The 22,627-nt window shown below is 74.4% G+C and carries 16 protein-coding genes; 6 read left to right on the top strand and 10 right to left on the bottom strand.

From position 1 onward, the window contains the following. Positions 1–9: 9 nt before the first annotated feature. From FRAQA3DRAFT_RS20015 to FRAQA3DRAFT_RS20005, 3 genes are all read right to left on the bottom strand, one after another. Positions 10–2,568 (bottom strand): glycosyltransferase family 39 protein, encoded by a 2,559-nt coding sequence (locus FRAQA3DRAFT_RS20015; RefSeq protein ID WP_009740873.1) that lies wholly within the window; start codon positions 2,566–2,568, stop codon positions 10–12. A 123-nt stretch (positions 2,569–2,691) separates the two neighbouring features. Further along, on the bottom strand, positions 2,692–4,710 hold the full coding sequence (locus tag FRAQA3DRAFT_RS20010; protein ID WP_009740872.1) for a cell wall metabolism sensor histidine kinase WalK: 2,019 nt from the start codon (positions 4,708–4,710) through the stop codon (positions 2,692–2,694). A gap of 12 nt (positions 4,711–4,722) precedes the next feature. Beyond that, complete coding sequence (locus FRAQA3DRAFT_RS20005; RefSeq protein WP_009740871.1) at positions 4,723–5,469, bottom strand: response regulator transcription factor; 747 nt, start codon at positions 5,467–5,469, stop codon at positions 4,723–4,725. 314 nt (positions 5,470–5,783) lie between these two features. Here FRAQA3DRAFT_RS20005 and FRAQA3DRAFT_RS20000 point away from each other — a divergent pair, with 314 nt between their 5' ends. The 3 genes from FRAQA3DRAFT_RS20000 to FRAQA3DRAFT_RS19990 all read left to right on the top strand — a co-directional run bounded on the left by FRAQA3DRAFT_RS20000 (position 5,784) and on the right by FRAQA3DRAFT_RS19990 (position 8,350). Continuing rightward, the gene (locus tag FRAQA3DRAFT_RS20000; protein WP_232291675.1) at positions 5,784–7,052 is read left to right on the top strand and encodes a hypothetical protein; all 1,269 of its coding nucleotides are present in this window, start codon (positions 5,784–5,786) and stop codon (positions 7,050–7,052) included. Between the two features lie 104 nt (positions 7,053–7,156). Beyond that, positions 7,157–7,894, top strand: coding sequence for a response regulator transcription factor (locus FRAQA3DRAFT_RS19995; RefSeq protein ID WP_009740869.1), 738 nt, complete (start codon positions 7,157–7,159; stop codon positions 7,892–7,894). A 57-nt stretch (positions 7,895–7,951) separates the two neighbouring features. After that, positions 7,952–8,350 carry a response regulator transcription factor gene (locus FRAQA3DRAFT_RS19990; RefSeq protein ID WP_009740868.1) on the top strand — a complete coding sequence of 133 codons (399 nt, stop codon included), beginning with the start codon at positions 7,952–7,954 and terminating at the stop codon, positions 8,348–8,350. Positions 8,351–8,376: 26 nt separating this feature from the next. Here FRAQA3DRAFT_RS19990 and FRAQA3DRAFT_RS19985 read toward each other — a convergent pair whose 3' ends face one another. The 3 genes from FRAQA3DRAFT_RS19985 to FRAQA3DRAFT_RS19975 are packed head-to-tail and all read right to left on the bottom strand — an operon-like array spanning position 8,377 to position 13,508. Continuing rightward, entirely contained in the window at positions 8,377–11,043 is a 2,667-nt protein-coding gene (locus tag FRAQA3DRAFT_RS19985) for an FtsX-like permease family protein (RefSeq protein ID WP_009740867.1), read from the bottom strand. Next, complete coding sequence (locus tag FRAQA3DRAFT_RS19980) at positions 11,044–12,672, bottom strand: histidine kinase (protein WP_051054412.1); 1,629 nt, start codon at positions 12,670–12,672, stop codon at positions 11,044–11,046. It lies immediately after the preceding gene. 11 nt (positions 12,673–12,683) lie between these two features. Continuing rightward, positions 12,684–13,508 carry an ABC transporter ATP-binding protein gene (locus tag FRAQA3DRAFT_RS19975; protein WP_009740865.1) on the bottom strand — a complete coding sequence of 275 codons (825 nt, stop codon included), beginning with the start codon at positions 13,506–13,508 and terminating at the stop codon, positions 12,684–12,686. Positions 13,509–13,686: 178 nt separating this feature from the next. Between FRAQA3DRAFT_RS19975 and FRAQA3DRAFT_RS19970 the strand changes: the two genes are divergently transcribed. From FRAQA3DRAFT_RS19970 to FRAQA3DRAFT_RS19955, 3 genes are all read left to right on the top strand, one after another. Beyond that, a complete protein-coding gene (locus FRAQA3DRAFT_RS19970; RefSeq protein WP_009740864.1) occupies positions 13,687–14,694 on the top strand; it encodes a hypothetical protein in 1,008 nt (335 codons plus the stop codon). A gap of 619 nt (positions 14,695–15,313) precedes the next feature. After that, positions 15,314–15,763, top strand: a complete 450-nt coding sequence (locus FRAQA3DRAFT_RS19960) for a hypothetical protein (RefSeq protein WP_009740863.1) — start codon at positions 15,314–15,316, stop codon at positions 15,761–15,763. Positions 15,764–15,950: 187 nt separating this feature from the next. Continuing rightward, positions 15,951–16,748 (top strand): dienelactone hydrolase family protein, encoded by a 798-nt coding sequence (locus FRAQA3DRAFT_RS19955; protein ID WP_232291674.1) that lies wholly within the window; start codon positions 15,951–15,953, stop codon positions 16,746–16,748. A 75-nt stretch (positions 16,749–16,823) separates the two neighbouring features. On the opposite strand, the gene FRAQA3DRAFT_RS19950 is transcribed toward FRAQA3DRAFT_RS19955, so the two are convergent. From FRAQA3DRAFT_RS19950 to FRAQA3DRAFT_RS19935, 4 genes are all read right to left on the bottom strand, one after another. Beyond that, positions 16,824–19,154, bottom strand: a complete 2,331-nt coding sequence (locus tag FRAQA3DRAFT_RS19950) for an Hsp70 family protein (protein WP_009740861.1) — start codon at positions 19,152–19,154, stop codon at positions 16,824–16,826. Between the two features lie 512 nt (positions 19,155–19,666). Beyond that, entirely contained in the window at positions 19,667–20,296 is a 630-nt protein-coding gene (locus tag FRAQA3DRAFT_RS19945; protein WP_035921226.1) for a hypothetical protein, read from the bottom strand. Between the two features lie 53 nt (positions 20,297–20,349). Next, positions 20,350–21,156 carry a response regulator gene (locus FRAQA3DRAFT_RS19940; protein ID WP_035923142.1) on the bottom strand — a complete coding sequence of 269 codons (807 nt, stop codon included), beginning with the start codon at positions 21,154–21,156 and terminating at the stop codon, positions 20,350–20,352. Further along, positions 21,153–22,424, bottom strand: a complete 1,272-nt coding sequence (locus FRAQA3DRAFT_RS19935) for a sensor histidine kinase (protein WP_232291673.1) — start codon at positions 22,422–22,424, stop codon at positions 21,153–21,155. The genes FRAQA3DRAFT_RS19940 and FRAQA3DRAFT_RS19935 overlap by 4 nt, the downstream gene beginning before the upstream one ends. Between the last annotated feature and the right edge of the window lie 203 nt (positions 22,425–22,627).

The raw sequence follows: 22,627 nt of genomic DNA, 5'->3' as shown, positions 1-22,627 counted from the left end.
CGCGATAGATCAGGCGGTACGAGCGGTGGTGCTGGTGGCGGAGGTGCCGGTGCTCGCCTTGGGGGCGGTCAGGTCGTAGAGGGTGACCCCGTCGACCGTCTTCTCGGTGAAGTTCTCCGTCACCCAGGAGGAGATCTCCTGCGAGGAGCTGCTGCCGCCGTTGGCGCGGCCGAAACCGCCGCCGCCGATGAAGTAATGAATCTTCCCGTCGCTGACGTACTTCTTGAACTGCGCGAGGGTCGGCGACGGGTCGCTGCCGTTGAAGCCGCCGATCGGCATGACCGGTTCGCGGGTCGCGAGCTGGTAACCGGCGGCGCTGTTCGAGCCCACCGCTGCGGCGACCCAGGTGTAGGAGTCGGCGTCCTGCTTGAACAGCTTCACGATGGCCTCGCTGGGTTTCGCGGCGTCGAGCAGGCCGCCCATGCCGCCGCGCATGCCGCCTTCGGCGGTGAACCCGTTGCCCTGCTGGCCGGTGCCGGTGCCGCCTTGGCCCGGGAGGGTGCCCTGGCCGCCCGCCGCGCCGTTGCCGGTGCCCCCGCCCGTCGTGCCACCGGTGCCACCGGTGCCACCCGGGAATCCGCCGGCCTGGCCGCGGCCGGGGAAGCCGCCTTGGCCCCCGCCGGAGAAGCCGCCTTGGCCCCCGCCGGGGAAGGCGCCGCCCTGGCCGCCGCCCGGGAAGGTGCCTGCCTGGCCGCCGCCGGGGAAGGCCCCGCCGGCCTGGTTCTGGCCCTGGCCGCCGGTGCCCTGCTGGCCGCCGGCCTGGTTCTGGCCCATGCCGGGCGGGCCGCCCTGCTGGCCGTTCATGCGGCGCATGAAGCCGCCCGGGCCGCCGAAGCCGGCGCCGGCCGGACCGGCCGAGGGGATCGAGCCGGTGTGCGGCGACCCGGCGGTGGCCACCGCATAGGCGCCCGGCCCGAGCAGGCCGGCGACGAGCGCCACCGCGGCGACCCCGATCGAGACCCGGCGGGGCAGCCGGACGGTCGCGAGGAAGCCGAGCGTCGCGATGATCCCCGCGACCAGCACGGTGTAGCGGATCCACGGGTGCCAGTCGGCGGTGCGGTGCAGCAGCGTCCACGACCAGGCGGTGGTCGCGGCGATCGTCGCCGCGCCGGCCAGCGCGGCGGCGGGGTGGCTCCGGTGCCGCCACAGCAGGACCGCTCCCATGCCCACCAGGGCACCGACCGCCGGGGCCAGGGCCACCGTGTAGTAGGCGTGGAAGATGCCCTTCATCTGGCTGAAGATGATCCCGGTGACGAGCAGCCAGCCGCCCCAGAGGGCGAACGCGGCCCGCAGCCGGTCGGTCCGCGGCGCCCGTCGAGTGATCCACAGCCCGGCGACCAGCAGGATCAGTGCGGCCGGCAGCAGCCAGGAGATCTGACCGCCGACCTCCGAGCCGAACATCCGCGTCCAGCCGGTCTCCCCCCACATGCCGCCGCCGCGCCCGCCGCCCGGGCCACCGCCGCCCGGGAACGGCATCCCGCCGGCGGCGCCGTTCGCCAACCCGGCCGCGCCGCCGGTGCCGGTGCCGCCGCCCGGCAGCGCCGCGGTCGCGCCGTCCTGGAGCATGCCGAAACCGCCGCGGCCGCCAGCCCCACCGCCGCCGACGCTGCCAGTCTCGTTGCCGGTGAGCCGGCCGAGCCCGTTGTAACCGAGGGTGAGTTCGAGCAGGCTGTTGTGCTGCGAGCCGCCGATGTACGGCCGCGACGAGTCGGGGACCAGCTCCACGATCGCGATGAACAGTCCGGCCGGGACCAGCAGCCCGAGGCCGCCGGCCAGCGTCTGGCGGACCCGGCGCCAGAACGACGTCGGCGCGCAGGCCAGGTACACCAGCGCGAAGATCGGTACGACGACCAGCGCCTGCAGCAGCTTCGTCAGGAACGCGAAGCTGACCAGCACGCCGGCCAGCACCATCCAGCGGGTGCTGGCCTGTTCCACCGCGCGCAGCGTCGCGTAGGCGCCGGCGACGAGCAGGAGCACCAGCAGCGCGTCCGGGTTGTTGAACCGGAACATCAGCGCCGCCACCGGGGTGAGTGCGAGCACCGCGCCGGCGAGCAGCCCCGCCCCGGCGGACAGCTGTCGGCGCACCGTCGCGTAGAGCAGCCCGACGGTGCCCACGCCCATCAGCGCCTGTGGGACGAGCAGGCTCCACGAGTTCAGCCCGAAGATGCGCGCCGAGAGCGCCATCACCCACAGGGAGGCCGGCGGCTTGTCGACGGTGATCGAGTTGCCGGCGTCCGAGGAGCCGTAGAAGAACGCCTTCCAGCTCACCGAGCCCGCCTGGACCGCGGCCGAGTAGAAGGCGTTGGCCCAGCCCGAGGCGCTCAGGTCCCACAGGTACAGCACGCCGGTGCCGACCAGCAGGACGATCAGCGCCGGGCGGACCCAACGCGGGTCCGGCTCGGTGGCGACCGGCGGTGCGGTGTCCTCGGCGGCGGGCCCGACCACTGTGGGCGCGTCGTGGTCCGTCGGCTGAGCCGGATCCGTCCTGGTCCACGGCAGCCGGCGACGGTGTCCCTGAGCGCGCCGACCCCCGGCGTGCGGGATCGGGTCGGTGAGTGTGGGCGACATAAGGATCACCCTGGGCCATCGACCTTTCGGGTCCTTGTGCTCCGCCTGTGCGCAACCTGTGAAGCTCGGTTGAGGACCCTCGCCTGTGTCACGGCCCCGGAGCCGGGCGTGGCGGAGACGTGCTCAGGCGCGGCGTGTGGGCCCGGCGAGGCCGGCCGCCGTTGCCGGCGGTGCGGGTGGCGCCACCGGCGCCGGTCCTGGCAGCGCGGTCAGGACCGGGGTCGTGGTCATCGGGGTGGCCGGCTCGCCCTGCGCCGAGACCGCGGCCGACCAGCGCGGCAGCGCGACGACGAACGCGGTGCGCCCGGGTTGGCTGGTCGCCTCCACCCGGCCGTGGTGCGCCTCGACGACGGCCGCGACGATGGCGAGGCCGAGCCCGGTGCTTCCCGCGGCCCGCGACCGGGAGCTGTCCCCGCGGGCGAAGCGCTCGAAGACCTCGGGCAGCAGGTCGGGAGGGATGCCGGGGCCGTCGTCCACGATGGCGACGGTGACCTCGTCGTCGGTGACGGACAGGCTGGCCGTCACCCGGGTGCCCGGCGGGGTGTGGGTGCGGGCGTTGGCCAGCAGGTTCGCGAGCACCTGGTGCAGCCGGGCCGAGTCGCCGGTGACGGTGACCGGCTCCTCGGGCAGGTCGAGCGCGAAGCGGTGGTCGGGGGCGGCGACGTGCGCGTCGCTGACGGCGTCGACGACCATCCGGGAGATGTCCACCGGCTCGTGCTCCAAGGGCCGCCCGGAGTCGAGCCGCGCGAGCAGCAGCAGGTCCGCGACCAGAGCCGTCATCCGCGCGCTCTCCGACTCGACCCGGCTCATCGCGTAGGTGACGTCCGGCGGGACGGGTTCGCGGGTGCGGCGGGTGAGCTCCGCGTAGCCGCTGATCGCGGCGAGCGGGGTGCGCAGCTCGTGGCTGACGTCGGCGAGGAACTGCCGCATCCGCGTTTCGCTGGCGTGCCGGGCCGCCAGCGCCGCCCCAATGTGGCCGAGCATCCGGTTGAGCGCCGAGCCCACCTGGCCGACCTCGGTCCTCGGGTCGGTGTCGACCTCCGGCACGCGGACCGACAGCGCCACCTCGCCCCGGTCGAGCGGCATCTCCGCGACCCGGGACGCGGTCGCCGCCACCCGGCGCAGCGGGCGCAGGGTCACCCGGACGATCACCGTGCCGGCAACCGCCGCCGCGGCCACCCCCGCCAGGGCGACGGCGCCGGCGATGGCCGCCATCTTGGTCAGCGTCGCGTTCACCTGCTTCATCGGCAGGCCCGTGACGACGGTGGTGCCGTCGGGCAGGGTACGGCTGAGCAGCCGGTAGTCGCCGGCGTTCGCGAGACCGCGAGTATGCGTGCCGCTGTCACGCGGGACGGCCGCGACGGTAGCGGCCTGACTGGCGGAGAGCACCTGCGGCGAGTCGGCCGTGCCGATGTAGGCGCCGTAGATACCGGTGTCGTCGATGACCGCGGCCAGCGTGCCGGGCTCGACCGGCCCGGTAAAGAAACGGCTGAGCAGGGTGCCGCCGCTCACGCCATACAGCGTCTGCACCGTGGACGTCGCCGAGCCGGCCGTCGTCGCTTTCGGGACCGCGGCGGAGATCACGCGCGCGGACACCCCTTGAGCCGTGATGGCGCCGGTCGGGGCGGTGCTGGTCGTGCTGCTCCCGCTCGTCGTGGCGCGGATCATGCCGGCAGTGGTCGTCGCGGAGACCACGGTGGCGCTGATGGTCGCCGTCGTGGCGGCAGGCCGCCAGGAGGTTGTCGTGCCCGACCCCGACCCCGAGCCCGAGCCATAGCCATAGCCATAGCCCGGCGCGGGAACCGTGCCCGATCCGGAGTCCGATCCGTCGCCGGGGAGCTGCTGCGGCAGGGGCGTGTCGAAGAACCGCGACGGGGGACGCTCCCACCGGTTGCTCGCCTCGTGCAGCCGGCGGTCGAGTTGGTCGAGCAGGACGCCGCGCAACGCCACCGCGGTCACGAACACGATCGCCAGCGACACGGTGGCGAGCAGCACCATGAGCAGGGCGAGCAGCCGCGTCCGCAACGACCAGCGGGACGGGGCGACCGGCCAGCCGTGGCCGGCGCGGCGTCGCCCGGGGCCGACCTGCCCGGACGGGCCGGCCTGGGCGACCGAGGCGGTGTGCCGCGCGGTGGCGTTCACGCCGTCACGCCGTCACGCCGTGGGTGCGGGGGAGGCTGCGGCGCTGTCCGACCGGACGGGATAGTCGGTCTCGGCCGGCCGCAGCACGTAGCCGGCGCCCCGCATCGTGTGAATCATCGGCGGGCGGCCGGCGTCGATCTTCTTGCGCAGGTAGGAGACGTACAGCTCGACGACGTTCGCCTGCCCGCCGAAGTCGTAGTTCCAGACCCGGTCGAGGATCTGCGCCTTGCTGAGCACCCGGCGCGGGTTGCGCATGAAGAAGCGCAGCAGCTCGAACTCGGTCGCGGTCAGGTGCACCGGGACGCCGCCGCGGGCCACCTCGCGGCTCTCCTCGTCCATGGTCAGGTCGCCGACGACGAGCCGCGCGCCCTGCAGCGCCTCGGTGGTTCGCGCCGCGCGGCGCATCAGCCCGCGCAGCCGGGCGACCAGCTCCTCCAGGCTGAACGGCTTCGTCACGTAGTCGTCGCCGCCGGCGGTGAGCCCGGCCACCCGGTCCTCGACGGCGTCGCGGGCGGTCAGGAACAGCACGGGGACGTCCGGGCTCTCCGCCCGCAGCCGACGCAGCACCTCCAGCCCGTCCATGTCGGGCAGCATGATGTCGAGCACCACCGCGTCCGGCCGGAACTCGCGCGCGAGCCGCAGCGCGCCACGCCCGTCCCCGGCGCTGCGCACCTCCCACCCCTCGTAGCGCAGCGCCATCGACAGCAGCTCCGCCAGCGTCGTCTCGTCGTCCACCACGAGTACCCGCACCGGTTGCATACGGGACAGCTTCTCCCGAATGCCTGGCCGTAGCCTGAGTCCTGGCTGTGAACTTCCTGTGAGCGGTCCAGGCGAGGCGGTTGGATCGGTAGGCGTCGCACGCCGGCCCAGCCCCGGCGGGCGGCGAGCGTGCTGACACTCACTCCGGCGACCGTGCCTGCGCACTGTTCGACCGCGACGAGCCTTCCACGGGACCGCGTGCAAAGCGGACAGAGCGACCGTATCGTTGCGCAGTGCACCTAGATGACGCTTTGAGCGGTTTGTCGATGCTCCGGAGGGCGTCGGCTCGGGGAGTCTCGCTGCCGCATCAGTCATTGACGCTGCTGTGGGCGGTGGAGCGCATCGGGGATGGAGTACGGCTCCGCCGCTGGTCGGAAGTCCGCGACGAGCTGGCGGCTGCGCTGGTCGGGGGTGGGGTCGAGAACCGCGGACGAGTAGCACCCGAGTACCCGGTGGTGGCGCTGAGGAACTCCCCGCTCTGGGAGATCCGCGCCGGCTCAGCAGCGCCCGCGGCGCACAGCTCGCAGCCACGCCGGTGGCTGGATCGGGAGGATCCTGAGTTTGGACTCTCCGCGCCTGCCTTTGAACTGCTACGAGACGAGCGCAACCGTGAACAGTTCGCGGCGGCGCTGCACCGGCTGCTAGGTCAGGCGGCAGGTCCTGCTGGCCCAGACGCTGTCTTCTGGGAGATCCAGCCGGGGGTTGTGGTAGTCCGTCGCGACGTCCATGCGCGTTATGGCGGTCGACGTCAGGGCGGAATTGGCCCGTCCCGCTCCACTCCCAATGTGCTGCTCTTTACGAACCCGGTACGGGGTCGGTCGCACGGCTACTTTGACGGGTGGGGCGACGACGGATGTTTCCACTACACCGGGGAAGGGCAGCTTGGTGATCAGCGGATGGTGCAGGGGAATCTCGCCATCCTGGCTCACCGGAGGGACGGCCGCACGCTTCGCCTCTTTCGCGTCGTGCCGGATGGCGTTGAGTATCTCGGGGCGTTCGAGATCGATCCTGATCGCCCGTGGTACACGAGTGAGGCGCCAGAAACTAACGGTGGGCCGCTGCGGACAGTCATCATGTTTCGGCTACGTCCGCAGGGGTCGGTGCTGTCGGTCGATGCAGACCTCCCTGAGACTCCCACGACGACCAGCAGGGTCACCTCCATCCCGGTAGAGGCGTCGAACGTCGAAAACTACGCGATATCCTCGCCGGCTGAGCCGACCACGGCCTTCCGGCGCGAGGCTGCCCTCGTCAGCGCCTACCGTGAGCACCTTCTATCCCTTGGCCATGAGGTGTGTAGAAAGCAGATTCTGCCCCCCGATGAGGTTCATCCCCTTTTTACCGATCTTTACGATGACACGACCGGTGAGCTCATCGAGGCTAAAGGTACCGTGACGCGAGATGCCATCCGTATGGCTATCGGACAGCTCATCGATTACCGCCGCTTTTTTGATCCACCGCCAAGAATGGTCCTCCTGGTTCCCCGGAAACCGCGTCCCGACCTACTCGCTTTGTGTTCCGCCGCAGAGGTCTCGGTGGTGTGGGGATCCGATGCCTCGTCGCCCCCCACCTGGTCGAGCAATTAGCCGTCGCCGCTGCTCCCGCGCCCAATGGTAAATCGGCTTCACTTGGCTGCGGCTGTGCCTGCTCTCGCACGGGCGCTTGCCCTGCACGTCCTAGAGTGGGGCGTATGACCGTCCGGGTGGTGCTGGCCGAGGACAATGCGTTGCTCCGGCAGGGTCTGGAGACCATGATCAGGCGGGTGGGCGGGGTCGAGGTGGTAGGCACCGCCACCGATCTGCCGTCCTTGGAGCAGGCGGTGCTGGACAGCGAGCCGGACGTCGTGGTCACCGACATCCGGATGCCGCCGTCGCACACCGACGAGGGGATCCGCATCGCCGGCTGGCTGCGCCGGGAGCGGCCCGGTGTCGGGGTGGTCGTCCTCAGCCAGCACGCCGAGGCGTCCTACGCGATCGCGTTGCTCGATGGGGGCGCGGCGGGGCGGGCGTACCTGCTCAAGGAGCGGGTTGCCGGGGTCGACGACCTCATCCGGGCCATCCGTGCGGTGGCGGCGGGGGAGTCCATGATCGATCCGACGGTCGTCGAGGGGCTCGTCGCCGCCGGCAGCCGGCGTCGCGACAGCGCGCTGGACCGGCTTACGCCGCGGGAACGCGAGGTGCTCGGCCACATGGCGCAAGGCTGGAGCAACGCCGCCATCGCCGCGAGCCTCGTGCTGTCCGAGCGGGCGGTGGAGAAGCACAGTAACTCGATCTTCGCGAAGCTCGGCCTCACCGACGAGCCGGACCTCAACCGCCGGGTCAAGGCCGTCCTGATGTTCCTGCACGCCGGCGGCGCCGCGCCGGCCGGCGACGAGCGTTCCGCCGATGGCGGTGGGCGCAACGGGAGGGTGGCCACACCCCGGGGGTGACGTGGTCGCACCCTGGTCCCGTCCGTGCGCGGCGGGAAGACTCGACGAGTGTCCCAGGTGCCCGATGTACGTGTGCCCGACGTCTGCGTGCTGGTCGTGGATGACCAGCGACCGTTTCGGCTCGCGATGCGTGCGGTGCTGCGCCGGGCGCCCGGCTTCGTCCTCGCGGGTGAGGCGGCCTCCGGCGAGGAGGGGGTCGCCGCGGCGCAGGTGCTCGGTCCGGATCTCGTGTTGATGGACGTCAACCTGCCGGGGCTGGACGGCGTCGCCGCCGGCACGCTCATCCGGACGTCCAGACCGGCCACCCTCGTTGTGCTCTGCTCCACCTACGACCGCGCGGACCTGCCGGCCAACGTCACCGCCAGCGGCCTGCCCTACCTCCACAAGGCCGACCTCGCGGCCGACGTTCTCCGGGAACTCTGGCGCCACTGGCGCGACCCCGCCGCCAGCGTGTAGCCGAGGGGGCACCCGAAGCCGCGAGGTCAATCGTCGCGGCGGCTGGAGGTGGCGGCGCGGGCGGCGCGGCGGGCCGGGATGACGGCGAGGAGCGTGCCGGCGGCGAGGGCGGCCGGGAGCAGCAGGGCCAGGGTCCACGCGGGAACCGCGGGGTCGGGGGCGACGCCGGTCGCGGTGGCGATCTCCCACCAGGCCAGCCGGCCGAGGCCGAACCCCGCCGGGATGCCGATCAGCACCGCCAGCGACGCCAGCACGCAGGACATCGTCAGGGTGACGGCGGCGGTCTGGGCGGCGGTGAAGCCGAGGGCCTGCAGCACGGCGAGCTCGCCGCGGCGGTGGCGGCCGGTCTCCAGGACGGCGTGCGCGACGGCGGCCAGCGCGAGCAGCGCCAGCGCGGCCTCCAGCAGCAGCGGGAGTCGGCCGATCCCGCCGAGGTTCGTCACCTCACCCGGCGGCGTGCGCAGGGCGAGCTCCAGGTCGGCGCCCAACGTGTCCGCCACGGTCCGGGGCGCGACGCCGGGGGCGGTGCGCAGCAGGGCGTTGCGCCAGGGGCTGGTCTGGGCGACGGTGGTCAGCGCCGCCGGATGCAGCAGCAGGCTGGCGCCGAGCTGTTCGTTGCCGAAGACCGGGCCGATGCCCGTGCCGACGACCGTGAACCGCTGCCGGTGGCCGTCCACGGTCGCGACGTCGAGCGCGTCACCGAGGACCAGGGCGAGTTCGCCGGCGATCCTGGGGCCGAGCACGACCTCCCGGGCGGTCCGGGGTTCATGCCCGCTGAACAACGTCCAGCCGATGCCGGTCCCGGCGCGCGGCCCGACGTCCCCGACGAAGCCGTACGCGACGATCTCGCGGCAGGCGCCGTGCCGACTCGGGTCCTGGCGGCTCGGGTCCTGCTGACCCGCGCTGTCCTGGGCGACATCTGCGCGGGTGCCGTAGCCCGGGTTGCCGTCGCCTCCGCCGGCGTCCCCCCGACCGGCTGTGTTCCGGTTGGCGTGCTCCTGGCTGGCGTCCTCCGAACTGGCGGCGTCCTGGTTGGCATGCTCCTGGCTGGTGTCGGCCCCGCCGGCGCAGTCCTGGCCGGTCAGGACGGTCGACTGGGCGAGCGTACGGACCTCGGCGATGCGCGGGTCGGCGCGCAGACTCGCCTCGACGTCGGGACGGGCGTCGACGATCTGCAGGTCGGCGCCCCGCCAACCGTAGCGGTGCGGGCTGGAGACCAGCCGGTCGATGCAGCTCGCGATCGTCGCCGCGGCGACGACCCCGGTCACCGCCACCGCCGCGGCGGCGAGGGCGGGACGCCGCGCGCCGCGGGTACCGCCCTGGCCGCGCCCCAGCGCGAAGGCCGTGCCGACCCACAGCCAGGCCGGGCCGCGCCGGGCGAGCGCGAGCAGCGGGCCCGCGACGGAGCCGGCCTTCACCCGACCCGCGTGGGCCTCGTCGGTCCGGCGGCGCCCGGCCCGGGCGGCGGTCGTCGCGGTCAGCACCAGCACGGCCACCGCCGCCCCGAGTCCGGTGATCACTGTGATGGTGACGTTCGCGGCGTAGCCGGGGTGCGGCTCCAGGGCGGCCAGCGTGCCCAGCGGCCCCAGGAACCCGGCGAGGACCGGCCCGGCCGTCCCGACCAGCCCGGCGAGCAGTGCGGCGGGGCCGGCGGCGAGCACGCGGGCGCCGACCCGACCCGCCGGCGACAGCCCGAGCACCGCCTCGATCCGCTGGGCGTGCGCCGTGGCCGCGTGATGGCGGGCGAACACCTGCGCGGTCGTGACGAGTCCCGCGAGCCCGACGACCAGCCCGAAGACCGTCAGCCCGGTGACGAGGACGCGGCGCGCGGCGGCCGCGCTGGTGTCGGGCTCCGCGGCGGGGCGGGTGACGATGAGCGGCGGGAACTCGTCGGCGTCCGGCTCCGGTGGCACCGTCGCGGCCACGGCGTCCAGCGCCCGGTTCACCGCCGCCCCCACCGCCCCGGGCGGGCCGGGCGGGCGTAGCCGGAGCAGGACGCTGAGGCCGACCGGGTCGAGGTGCGCGGCCGCCGCGGGGGACAGCGACAGCGGGGTCTGCCCGGCGGCCACCCCCGCGATCCGGGTAAGGCCCGTCACGGTGACGGTGACGAGCGCTCCGCCCGGCGTTCCGAGGCCGGTGTCGAAGTGGAGGTAGTCATGCCGGGTGAGCAGGCGCAACGTCAGCCGGTCGCCGGGCGCCACGCCGAGGGACGTCGCGGTGCGCTCGTCGAGTACGGCCTCGTCGGGCGCGGCGGGGCTGGCCGGTCGCCCGCGGACGACCACCGGGGTCGACAGCTGGGTCGCCCCACCCGGCTCCGGGGCGATCATGCCGAGATAGACCACGCCCGGCCGGTTCTCCACCCGGGCGACCATCGCCCGCAGCGTCGACGCCGCGGCGACCCCGGGGACGGCGGCGACGACGCGGCGGGCGAGCGCCGGGTCCGGAGCGAACGAAACCTGCAGGTCCGCCAGCCGGGAGGCCCGCTCCAGCCGGTCGTGCACCGTCGCGGTGCGCCGCAGCAGCCCGGCGGTGCCGCCCACCAGACCGGCGACGATCCCGGTGAGCAGACCCAGCGCGATCAGCGCGGGCAGGCGGCGGCGCAGCTCGGCGCGGGCGACCATCCCCACCGCGCCCATCCCATCGGCGCCCATTCCAGCGGCGCCCATTCCAGCGGCGCCCATCGAGGATGCCATTCAGCTCACCTCGGCGCCGAGGGGCACGATCCCGTGCACGGCCATGCCGGCGCCGGTCGAGCTCGCCCACCGCACCGAGCCGCCGATCGCGCCGATGCGGTCGCGCATGTTCGTCACGCCGTGACCCGGACGCATCGCGGCGGGCTCCATGCCGACCCCGTCGTCGGCGACCGTGAACTCCAGCGTGTCCCCGCGCTCGGCGAGGGCCACGACCACCTCGACCCCGCGGTCGGACGTGGCTCCCGGGGCGTGCTTGGCCGCGTTCTGCAACGCCTCCAGGCAGCAGAAGTAGACGGCCGCCTCGATCTCCGGCCGGTACCGGCCGACCCCGGCGGCGCGCACGGTGACGCCGAGCGGCGAGCGTTGCCCGGCGGCGCGCAGGGCCTCGACGAGGCCCACGGAGCGCAGCAGCGGCGGGTAGATGCCGTGGGCGAGGTCGCGGACCTCGCCGATGGTCTCGGTGATCTGGTCGCCCAGGGTGGCGAGCAGCTCCGTGGCGGCGGTGATGTCCTCGGTGACCAGGTCGCGGACCAGCCGGACGCCGACGGCGAGGGAGACCAGATGCTGCTGCGCCCCGTCGTGCAGGTCCCGTTCGATCCGGCGGCGCTCGGCGTCGGCGGCGGCGACCAGCCGGGCCCGGGACAGGCGTAGCTCGTCGTTGGCCCGGTGCAGGTCCTCGAGGGCGTCGCGTAGGTTCGCGTCGAGCTCGCGGTTGTGCAGGACGGTACCCAACCGGGTGCCGAGCTCGGCGAACAGGCGGTCCTCGGCCTCCGTGAACCCGCCGGCACTCGCGGGCCGTTCGGCGACGAGCAGGCCGAGCAGCGCCCCGCCGGCCCGGACCGGCACCAGCCGCAGCGGGACGTCACCGGGCTCGAGCGCACCGCCGGCAGGACCGGCCCCGCCGGCCGGCTCGCCGAGCAGCCGGGGTATCCACAGCGCCAGCCAGCCCGGCCCGGCCACCCGGGTCCGGGAGAGCGCGAGGACCTCGGCGTCGGCGAGCGTCATCGCCGTCGGCGACGGCGGGTGGACGCCGAACGCCGCGGTCAGCCGGCCGCCGGTCCCCGTCCAGATCTCCAGCCGGCGCAGTGAGAGCTGGCGCCGCAGGGCATCGGCGAGGCCGGCCAGTGCCTCGTGGAGGTCCACGCCGCGGCTCGTCTGCTCACCGAACATCCGCAGCACGTCGTCCGCCGCGTGCCGGGGGCCGCGCAGCGCGTGCCGCACCGCCGCCCGCACCGCGCGGCGCGTCGGGCCGGCACCGGCCACCGCCAACCCGGCACCGGCGAACAGCGGGCCGACCATCCGCGTCTGCTCCGAGCGCGGCAGGTGCCCGAGCAGCAGTACGGCGATTGCCAGCGCGAGGACCGCGAGCCCGGCGACGCAGGTGACGTCAGCCGCGGTCAGCAGGACCCGCTCGGCCTGCCGCCGCGTGCGCGCGGCCGCGCCCGCGGCGAGCGCGGCGAGGATCACCGCGGCCTCCCCGGCCAGCAGGGCTGGCCAGGACGGCGTGGCCTGGCCGAGCACCCGCGCGGCCACCCACACCAGGGCGATCGCCGCGCCGGTGAGCAGTCCCGCGGCGAGCAGCGGTCCCGCGTTGCCCGGTGATCCGCCGACGTGGAGTGCTCGCCCCAACGATCGGCCGCTCACGCGGGCCGGGCCGGACGGGCCGCCGCGGTGCCGGTGCCGGGGGATGCGAGCCTGTCGAGCCGGCCGTCGCCGAGGCCGGCATGCAGTGCTGAGCCAGACGGCGAGCCGGGGGCCTGCCCGTCGAGCTGGCCGTCGCGGAGCAGGACGATCCGCTGCGCGCCGGCGGCGACCTGCCGATCGTGGGTGACCAGCAGGATCGTCTGGCCACGGGCATGCAACCGGCGGAACAGCTCGAGGATCTCCGCGGCTCCGGCCGAGTCCAGCGCGCCCGTCGGCTCGTCGGCGAGCAGCACCGTCGGCTCGTTCGCGAGGGCGCGGGCGATCGCGAGGCGTTGGCGTTCGCCGCCGGAGAGCATGGCGGGCATCGCCTCGGCCCGTTCCAGCAGCCCCAGCACGTCGAGCAGGTCGTGGGCCCGCCGGGTCGCCGCCCGCCGCGGCAGTCCCGACAGCCGGGCCGCCAGCAGCACGTTCTCGGTCACGGTCATGGCGTCGAGCAGGTGGAAGAACTGGAAGACCATGCCGACGTGCCGGCGGCGCAGGCGGGCGAGCGCCGCTTCCGACAGCTCGGACAGCGACGCGCCGGCCAGCGTCACCGCGCCGTCGTCGAGCCGTTCCAGTCCGGCGATGACGTTGAGCAGGGTGGACTTGCCGCTTCCGGACGGGCCCATCACGGCGACGAACTCCCCGCGGCGCACCGCGAGGCTCGCCCCGCGCAGCGCGTGCACGGCGGCTCGCTCGGCGTCGAAGACGCGGTGCCCGGCAACGAGGCGGATCACCACGTCCTGCTGATCCGTGGCCGCCGGCAGGTCGGCGTCCGTCATAGTCGCGATTCCATTCCGATCCTCTGGTCCCGCCCACCCGGCTACCAGGCGTCCGGTCGTGGTGGTGGCCTCCCCTCGGAGGCGCAGGTTGCCACCGTCGCCGATCGGACGTCTCGGGCCGCATCGTTACCGATGCCGCCAGTCGGGGGCCATCAGCGCGACGAATGAGGACATCACCATGGAAGAGCTCACCACGTCCGGCCGGTTCGGCGAGGGGCCGGCCGCCGGTGCCTGGTATGCCGGCGGCTCCGGCCTGCGGGGCGGTGCCGGGGATCCCGCGCGCCGGGAGACCCAGTCGAGTCCGGTCGCGAGCGGTGCACGGTTCGCGGGACGCGAGCGGTTCGCGAACGGGGGTGGAGACCCGGTCGGCGAGAGGCTCGCGGTCCGTGGCGATCTCGACGCGGCCGGCCCGCAGCGTGACCGGCCTGACGGTCGGGACGGGCCTGACGGTCGGGACGGGTGGGACAGGCCTGACGGGTGGGATGGTCGGGACGGGTGGGACGGGCCTGATGGGCGGGACAGGCGTGGCCGGCGGGCCCACGGCAGCCACCGCGCCCGCTGGCCGCTGGCGGGGGTGGCGGCGGCGGTCCTCGGCGCGCTCGGCTCAGTGGTCCTGGGCTGGGACCCGAGCGAGGAGGCGACCCGGGCGGGCAGCGCTGTCCTGGTCGCTGAGGCCGGCGAGCACCGTCGGACCATCATGATCGGCGCCTCCGTCGGCTTCGTCAGTGTGCTGGCCCTGCTCGTCTTCGCGGCCGGGTTCACCCGGCTGGCCGCCCGGCGGGCCCCGGACAGCCTCGCTGTGCCGGCGATGCGGCTGTCGTTCGCGGGGGCGGTCGGCTGCCTGCTGTTCGGCTTCGGGCTCAAGCATGCCCTCGCCGGCGGTGCTCCGGGCGGCATCGACGCCGGTTTCTACACGAACACCGACGTCGAGGTCCTGGGCCTGATCGTCAGCCAGATGCAGTACGCGGCCTGGTGGGGGGTGATCGCCGCGGCCGCCTGCGCGGCCGTGCTGGTTTTCGCGCACCGGGTTCTGCCGACCTGGTTCGGCGTTGTGAGCGTGGTGCTCGCCACGGTATCGATCGGCGCGACGCTCGGCGTCGGCCTGCCGTACTCGGCCGGGCTGCTGGCCCCCGTCTGGCTGCTGGCCGCCAGCGTTGCGGTCCTCCGTGCCAGGGACAGTCAGTAACCCTCCGAGGCTGTGCGCAAGGTACGCGCGTATCCCCCGATCGTCCTAGGCCAAGCGGACCTGAGCGGCGACGCCGCCGGACGGTCGCGGCTGCCCTGGAGCGTCGGCGCGCCCCGATCGCTGGCGGGGGCCGCGTCGGCTCGGGACGACAGCGGCATCGGCGTGGACGCCGGCCGGGGATCGACGGCGTTGCCCTGACCGGTATCGACAGCGCTGCTCCGACCGATGTCGACAGGCCTGGCGCTGACGGGCTCGGCGGCGGCGGGTCCGGGCGGTGGCGGGCCTGACGGTGGCGGCGGGGCCAGGCCGCGGAGCCCGGCCGCCCTACCCCTTTCGGCGTGGTCACCGACGGCGTCGGCGGCGTCCCACGGTGACGATGCCGACGTCACACGGCTGTCACCCAGGTGACAGCGGGTACCCCTGGGGAGCACGCTGTGATCTGTCGCGAGGACGACCAGGGAACTGCACCCCAAGGGGGGGTTCACCCGCGCAAACTGGGTACGTGCTCCGCATGGCTCGACACCGTCGTCCTCAGTCCGCCCGCCACGGCGTGCGCCCTCGCGTGGCGCGTCGGGTGGTACTGCCCACAGCCACTCTGGTCACCGCGGGAGTCGTCACGGTGGGAACTGCCTTCGCCTGTACCGGGTCCACGGCCGCCACCGCGAGCACCGGCGTGGTCGTGGCGCCCGTCCGCGACGCCGCCGCCGAAACCGTCGTCCCCTCCGCGCGCGATGCCGACGCCATCGACAAGGCGGTGCGCACCAGCCCGTACACGGCGCAGGTCCCGGCGAAGGACTACGAGCTCGCCGGCACCCGTCTCGCGAGCAGCGACCCGAGCTGGGCATACACCGAGCTGCACCCGACGGTTGCGGACCTCGACCGGGCGGAGGGCGTGCTGCACCGTACCGACGGCGGCTGGAAGCTCGTCCAGCTCGGCACCTACGAGGTGGGCTGCGGCGTCGCGCCGACGGCCGTGCTCGACGACTTCGGGCTGGAGTGCCCGCCCGCGGACGCGACGGATCCCGCCGCCGCCGACCCTGCCGCCGCGGACGCTGCGCGTCCCGCCTGAGCCTTCCGGACGGCGCCGAAACGGATCCCGCCGCCGCCGACCCTGCCGGCGCGGACGCCGCGCGTCCCGCCTGAGCCTTCCGGACGGCGCCGAATCGGTCGCCTGGCGTGGCGCTACGGGCGCCCACCGCAGCCGCGGAGGCGGTCTGTACCGCCGCGGGCGCGACATGGAGGATGCTGCTTGCCGCATGGCTGCGCCCGGCACGGGGCCGGGACGGTACCAGCGGGAGGCGAACCGAGTGCCCGTCACCGAAATAGATGTACGCACGGCCGACGGTGTGATGGACGTGTACCTGCACACCCCCGACGACGGCGGCGGCACGACGCCGCCGGTCGTGATCTTCTACCCGGACGCCGGTGGCGTCCGCCCGGTCATGCACGACATGGCCGCCCAGCTCACCACGCGCGGCTACGCGGTGGCGGTGGTGAACTACTTCTACCGCTCCGGCAAGATCTCGTTCGACGTCGGCAAGGTGTGGTCCGATCCCGATCTCCGCGCCGAGCTGATGGCCGTGATGGGCAAGGCGGCCCCGGCGCTGGTCGTGCAGGACACCGCGGCGCTGCTCGACGTCCTGGCCGCGCGGTCCGACGTGCGGGCCGACAAGGTCGCCACCGTCGGCTACTGCCGGGGCGGGCTGCTGTCCTTCACCGTGGCCGGCGCGATCCCGGACCGGGTCGCGGCCGCCGCATCCATCCACGGCGGCGGCATCGCCACGGAGGAGCCGACCAGCCCGCACCTGCGGGCGGACGACATCAGCGCGGCGCTCTACTTCGGCGTCGCGGCGAACGACCAGTCCTGCACGCCGGAGCAGCAGGAGCTGCTCACCACGGCGCTGGACAAGGCCGGCACCCGCTACGAGCTGGAGCACTACACCGCCGCCCACGGCTTCGCCGTCGCCGACAACCCCAGCCACGACGCCGCCGCCGAGCAGCGGCACTGGGAGAAGGTCACGGCGCTGTTCGCCCGGGAACTGCCCACCGACTGACGCCGGACGCCCACCGTCCCGGCCCGGCCCACGCCGCCACCCGATCGCGCGGGCCGGGCCGGGGAGGAGCACCGGTCAGGGCGTGTAGATGATCTCCCAGAGGCGGGCGGTCAGGTCCGTGCTCGTCGTGGCGAGCAGCAGGCCGAACGGCGCGAAGGCGCAGCTCATCACGGTGCTGCTGTGGCCGGTGAGGGTGGCGATCGCCGCCCCGGTCGAGACGTCCCACAGCAGGGCCGTGTCGTCGGTGCTCGCCGTCGCCAGCAGCCGGCCGTCGGGGGAGAACGCGCAGCTCTGGGCCGAGCCGGGCAGGGTCGCGACGGTGCTGCCGCTGCCCGCGTCGGTCAGCCGGGTGCCCTCGTTGCCGGCGGTCGCCAACAGGCTGCCGTCGGGGGAGAACGCGCAGCCGCCGGCGAAGTTCGTGTGCCCCGGCAGGCTCATGATGGCCTCCCCGACGGAGACGTCCCACAGCAGCGTGGACTCGGCGCCCGCGGAGACCAGTAGCCGGCCGTCCGGGGAGAAGGCACAGCCGTAGACCGTGCCGCGGTGCCCGTTGAGGGTGGCGATGTTCTTGCCGGTCGACGAGCCCCACAGCCGCACGGTGCGGTCGGTGCCGGTGGTCGCCAGCAGGCTGCCGTCGGGGGAGAACGCGCAGCCGTAGACGGGTCCGCGGTGCCCGCTCAGCGTCACCGTCTGCCGGCCGGTGGCCACGTCCCAGATCCGGGCGGTCTTGTCGCTGCCGGTGGTGGCCAGCAGCTTGCCGTCGGGGGAGAACGCGCAGCCGTGCACGACCAGGCTCTTGCGCCCGCTCAGCGTCAGCGACGTGCGGCCGGTCGCCACGTCCCACAGCCGGGTGCCGTCCTTGCTGGTGGTGGCGAGCAGCGCGCCGTCGGGGGAGAAGGCGGCGGAGGTGACGTCGCGTTCGTGGCCCTTGAGCGTGGCCCGCGCGGTGACCTCCACGCGCAGCGACGGGCGGCTGCTGCGCTCGAAGCCGCGCAGGTCCGCGGCGCCCGCCGACCCCAGCGGCGCCGGTCCCGAGGGCAGGGTGGTCGCGAGCCAGTCGGCGTCGCGGACCGGCGTGCCCGGCTCGGCGTGGGTGTGGATGAGGCTGCCCGGCGCCTCGACGGCCAGGTCGAACAGGGAACCGTCGGTGAGCCGGACGCGGGCCAGCACGGCGCCCGCGTCGAAGCGTCCGCCCGGTTCGACCAGCCAGCGGACCATCGTCGCCCGCCCGCCGGGAATGTCCCAGCGAGCCGGCTGCAGCACGGGGTTCGGCCGCGCGGCGGTGGTCCGCCGGGTCGACACCGACGACGCCCAGGCCGCCGCGCCGAGCACCACGGCGAGCTCCGGGTCGACCGGGGTGAACAGCTGCTGCCCGGGCCAGTCGGTGCCGACCCCGAGCCGCCCTTCCAGGACGTCGGTGACCACCGGGATGCGCGAGCTGCCGCCGACGAGGAGCACCCCGCCGAGCTTCTCCGGCCCGTACCCGGCGGTCTCCAGTAGATGCTGGCAGCAGGCCATCGTGCGGGCCAGGGTCGGCGAGGCGAGCTGGGTGAGCCGGTCGCGCTGCATGCTGACCAGCAGGCCGGCCGGGCTGAACACGTCCTCGACGACGGCGATGTCGGTCAGCTGGTGCTTGACCGCGCGGGCGAAGTCGAGCAGCTCGTGGCGGGTGCGGCTGGCCGTCGTCTGGTAGATGTCGCCGATCCCCGGCGGGTTGAGCAGCGGCTCCAGCCCCGGACCGTAGAGGCCCAGGATCTCGTCGAACAGAATCTGGTCGAGGTCGCGCCCGCCGCAGTCGTGCAGCGCCGCGTGCGCGATCATCTCGTGCCGGCCGTTGTCGCCGACCGAGACCAGCGCCCCCTCGAACGTCCCGCCCCCGAGGTCATAGACGAGCATCAGCGACCCGGGCTCGGGCTCGGCGCCGACGAGCGGCGACCAGGCCGCGGCGACCGGCTCGGCGAGCAGGTCCACGTCGACGAAGCCGGCGGCCTCCGCCGCCGAGATCATGATCCGGCGCAGCGGGCCGGCCGGGTCGTAGCTCGCCGGCACGGTGACGACGGCCCGTGACAGCGACTGCTCGCCGAGCTGCTGCTCCGCCTCCGCCTTCAGGGCGCCCAGCACAGCGGTGACCAGCGCGTGCGCCGGGTAGCCGCGGCCATCGAGCGACACGGCGCCCTCGCGGGCCAGGTCCCGTTTGATCTCGCCGCGGTAGGCGGCGGGCCAGATCCGCTTGCGGCGTTCGGCGAGGGTGCCGACGATCAGGTTGCCCCCGTCGGCGAACACCGACGCCGGCCAGCTCACCGAGCCGCTGGCGGGTTCCCGAACCGGTTCGATGCGGCCTTCGACGGCCAAAGCCGCCCGGGCACTGCAGGTACCGTAGTCGATCGCGAGGATCGGCTCGCCCACGGCACCCCCTGTCCACGATTCCGGTGGGCAGATCGTAGCGGCGCCGACCGGGGTAGGCGTCGACACCCTCGCCAAACGGCAGGATAACGGGACCGAACGTCCGTATCTGGTAGCCGCCCGTGGTTGCGCTCCGCGGTGGGCCGTCGTGCGCACGGTGCCTCGGCCGTGGCGGTGGGGTGCCTGCGGTGGCAGGGTGCCCGTGGCGGCGCGGCGGCGCGGCGGCGTGGCGGCGTGGCGGCGGAGCAGTAGAGCGGCGGGGCGGTGCCCGGAAGGTGCGTCGGACTGCCGGTCTCCCCCGAAAGACCGGCAGTCCGCGGAACCACGCCGGTGCGCCCCCGATTCGGCACCTGGCCGTCTCGTCCCCCGGCGAACTGGCCTGACCCGTCGCACCGGCGTGGTCCCTGGACTCATCCTGTGGGATTCCGGTGGCGCAGACCATCCCCGATTCATCGGGGGAAAACAGTCGGCACAGGCCGTCGGAGGATGGTTTCCCGCGGTCCCTCACCCGCTCCTCACCCGCCTGGCCGGCGGATCCAGCGGGCGGGATGCCAACCGGGCCGGCGCAGCCCGGCGGCCGCGCCGGCCAGCTCCGCGATCCGCTGCGCGACGAGCCGGCCGAGGTTCGCGTCGAGGCCGTCGGGCAGCGCCGAATCCTCGCCGGGAACGGCCTGCAGCCGCGCTACCACCGGACCGAGCTGGATGACCTGCAGGTAGCCGGCGGTCGGGGTGCCGCGGACGACCTGCAGCCGGGCCGGACCGGGGGCTGCCCCACCGGCACTCGGCGGGATGGCCTGTGGCCCCAGCAGCTCGCGGGCGAGCCCGGCGGCCCGGCGTGGGCTGGGCAGCAGCCAGCGCGCGTCGTCCAGCCGGTACAGCTCCGCGTCGGGCGAGCCCAGCCAGACGGCATGGTCCTGGTGCACCGCGTGGCCGGCGGGCCCCCTGCCGGGCTGTGGGGCTGGCGGGTCGGGGGCGGTGATGCCGGGCGGCCTGATGCGGCACATGCCGGGGGGCAGCTCCGCCACGGTGAGAAAGGAGCCGAGGAAGGCCGCGCGCAGTCGGTCCGCCCGCGTCGGATCTCCCTCCCCGCCGACGCCCCCCATCCTGACGAGGGTGTGGGCGCAGGGGACGCCCGGCAATCCCACGAAAACACGGGGGTGCCCCGGGGAGCGCCAAGCCGCGGGGCCGGGTGCGGGGCTCAGCCGAAGCCGAGCTCACGGGCCCAGATCGCGGCGGCGGTGCTCGGCGGGATCGTCGGCGGGGCGTCGGGATGGCTCGCGATGTACTTGGCCCGCACCGTGCGCAGGTAGTCGGCGACGACGCTGGCCTTGACGTTCATCGCCCGGGCCGCCTCCTTGTGGGACAGCCCCTGGCAGCCGACGAGGACCATCACCTCGGCCTCCCGCGGCGAGGGTCGGTGCAGCCGGCGCCGGCGGCGGGCGGCGTCGAAGATCCGGGCGAGGAAGCCGTGCGCGTCGGGCGGCGCGAGCCCCCACTCGGCGCACAGCTCGTCGAGATGATCCCCTTGGGCGAGGCCGCGCAGCAGGTTGCGTTCGTCGGCGTCGATCTCGCCGCGGGACAGCGGCCGCCGCTGTGCGTCCTCCAGCAGGAATCCGGCGAGGCGGGCGGAGACGTGGTAGCTGCCGGCGGCCACGGCGGTCACCGCGGCCACGAACTGCTGCGCCGGCGCCGTCTTCTCGACGAACCCGCGGGCCTGCGCGGCGATCGCGTCGAGCACCTCGTCGGGGGTCGCCACCCCGGACGTCGTCAGGACCGGCAGGCCGCGGGCGTGCAGGTCGGCCACGGCCGCGGCGCCGGAGATCCCGGGCAGGTGCAGGTCGCAGACGACGACGCCGGGCGTGGCGCTGCGGTCGAACGCCTCCAGGCTCGGGGCCGGCGCGAGGACCGAGAACCCGGCGCCGGCGAAGCGGGCGGCCAGCGACTCGGTGGCGATCGGATGGTCGTCGATGATCGCCACCGAGACCGGCCGACGCTCGGTGCTCACCACGGGCCTTCCTGCTCGGGCAGGGGGGACGGTGCCCCGCCATCGGGCGGGGTGGGCGGCGCCGGCCAGCGCAGCGTCACCTTGACCCCGCCGCCGGGCCGGCCGGTGACGAGCGCCTGCCCGCCGTGCCGGCGCAGGGCCTGGTAGCTGCCGCTCATCCCGCCGCCCGGGCGGACCGTCGCCGGGTCGAACCCGACGCCCCGGTCGCGGACGACCACGAGCATCCCGCTCGCGTCACCCTCGACGAACAGGCTGACCTCGTCGACCCCGCCGGCGTGCCGCACGACGTTGCGCAGCGCCTCCCGGGTCGCGGCGACCAGCGCCTCGCGCACCGGCGCGGGCGGCTCGCCCTGGATCGCCACGAAGGGGACGAGCGCGAGGCCCTCGTCGGCGAACGCGTCGACGACCGCCGACATCATCGCCTCGAACCCCGTCTCGCCCGGCTCGGGCGTCCCGCCGCCGTCGCCGTCGAGGACCCGCGGGTCCAGCCCGCGCGGGTCCATGATGATCCGCCGGGCCCGTTGCGCCCCGCGCCGGGCCTCCCGGACCAGCGCGGCCGACGGCATGCCGCCGGCCGCGACGTGATCGACGATGGGCAGCAGGTAGTCGTGGATCTCCCGGTGGGTGATCTCGCGCTGGCGCAGGCTCTCGGCCTCCCGTTCCTGCTCCACGGCGAGCCGCCCGGCGACCCTGGCCGCGTCCTGGGCGGCCGCGGTCGCCGCGGACAGCGTCCGCAGCTCCCGGGCGATGAGCATCGCGACGACGTACCACAGAGCGAAGCCCAGCAGGTCCGAGCCGAGCTTGAGGGAGACGTCCGGCAGGACGGCCAGGCTCCACGCCGTCATCAGGATCGTCACCGCGGCGATGGCCAGCAGCCCGAGCCCCAGGCCGAACCCGACGCCGGCCGAGGCCACTAGGCTGAACGGCACCAGCTCGGTCATCAGCTTGTTGCGGTCGTGCGGCTGGGCCGCGCGGGAGCCGACCAGCATCAGCAGCACGCAGAACGAGACGTCGGTCAACACCAGCCGCCGGGACAGCCGGTCCGGCCCGTGCCAGGCCCGCCAGGCGAACCAGCTCGCCTCGGCGGCGGCGGCGACCACGATCAGCACGGCGAGCCAGGGATGGCGCAGCCGGTCCCACCCGAACAGCGGGATGACCACGAACGTCGCGCAGGCGGCCCGCGCGTACCCGACCATCCGGGACATGCGCTGCTCGGTGCGGTGGACGACGGCCCAGGTAGGACCCGCGGATCCGCCCAACCCGGTCATAGGTCACAACGGTAATGATCGAGCGGTGGCACGACCACCCCTCGCGTCCGATCCGGTCGTTGCGGTGTGCGCCGGGCGTCGCGTGGGCACCGCCACAAGATGGACAGCATCTGCCTCACCCCTGTTCCGGCGCCGCGCAAGTACGCGGGATTCGGGGCCGTGGCGGTCCTGCCGCCGCCCGGCCCGGGCCCGCTTCCGACGCC

Source organism: Frankia sp. QA3 (assembly GCF_000262465.1).
GTDB lineage: Bacteria > Actinomycetota > Actinomycetes > Frankiales > Frankiaceae > Frankia.
The sequence above is the reverse complement of the archived record's forward strand: the minus strand, read 5'-3'. Positions and strand labels throughout refer to the sequence as shown.

Bases quoted from the DNA above. Each gene is read 5' to 3' on its own strand.
- FRAQA3DRAFT_RS19935 (WP_232291673.1), bottom strand. From the start codon at position 22,424: ATGACCGGGTTGGGCGGATCCGCGGGTCCTACCTGGGCCGTCGTCCAC.
- FRAQA3DRAFT_RS19985 (WP_009740867.1), bottom strand. From the start codon at position 11,043: ATGGCATCCTCGATGGGCGCCGCTGGAATGGGCGCCGCTGGAATGGGC.
- FRAQA3DRAFT_RS19970 (WP_009740864.1), top strand. From the start codon at position 13,687: ATGGAAGAGCTCACCACGTCCGGCCGGTTCGGCGAGGGGCCGGCCGCC.
- FRAQA3DRAFT_RS19955 (WP_232291674.1), top strand. From the start codon at position 15,951: ATGGCTGCGCCCGGCACGGGGCCGGGACGGTACCAGCGGGAGGCGAAC.
- FRAQA3DRAFT_RS20005 (WP_009740871.1), bottom strand. From the start codon at position 5,469: ATGCAACCGGTGCGGGTACTCGTGGTGGACGACGAGACGACGCTGGCG.
- FRAQA3DRAFT_RS19975 (WP_009740865.1), bottom strand. From the start codon at position 13,508: ATGACGGACGCCGACCTGCCGGCGGCCACGGATCAGCAGGACGTGGTG.
- FRAQA3DRAFT_RS20015 (WP_009740873.1), bottom strand. From the start codon at position 2,568: ATGTCGCCCACACTCACCGACCCGATCCCGCACGCCGGGGGTCGGCGC.
- FRAQA3DRAFT_RS19995 (WP_009740869.1), top strand. From the start codon at position 7,157: ATGACCGTCCGGGTGGTGCTGGCCGAGGACAATGCGTTGCTCCGGCAG.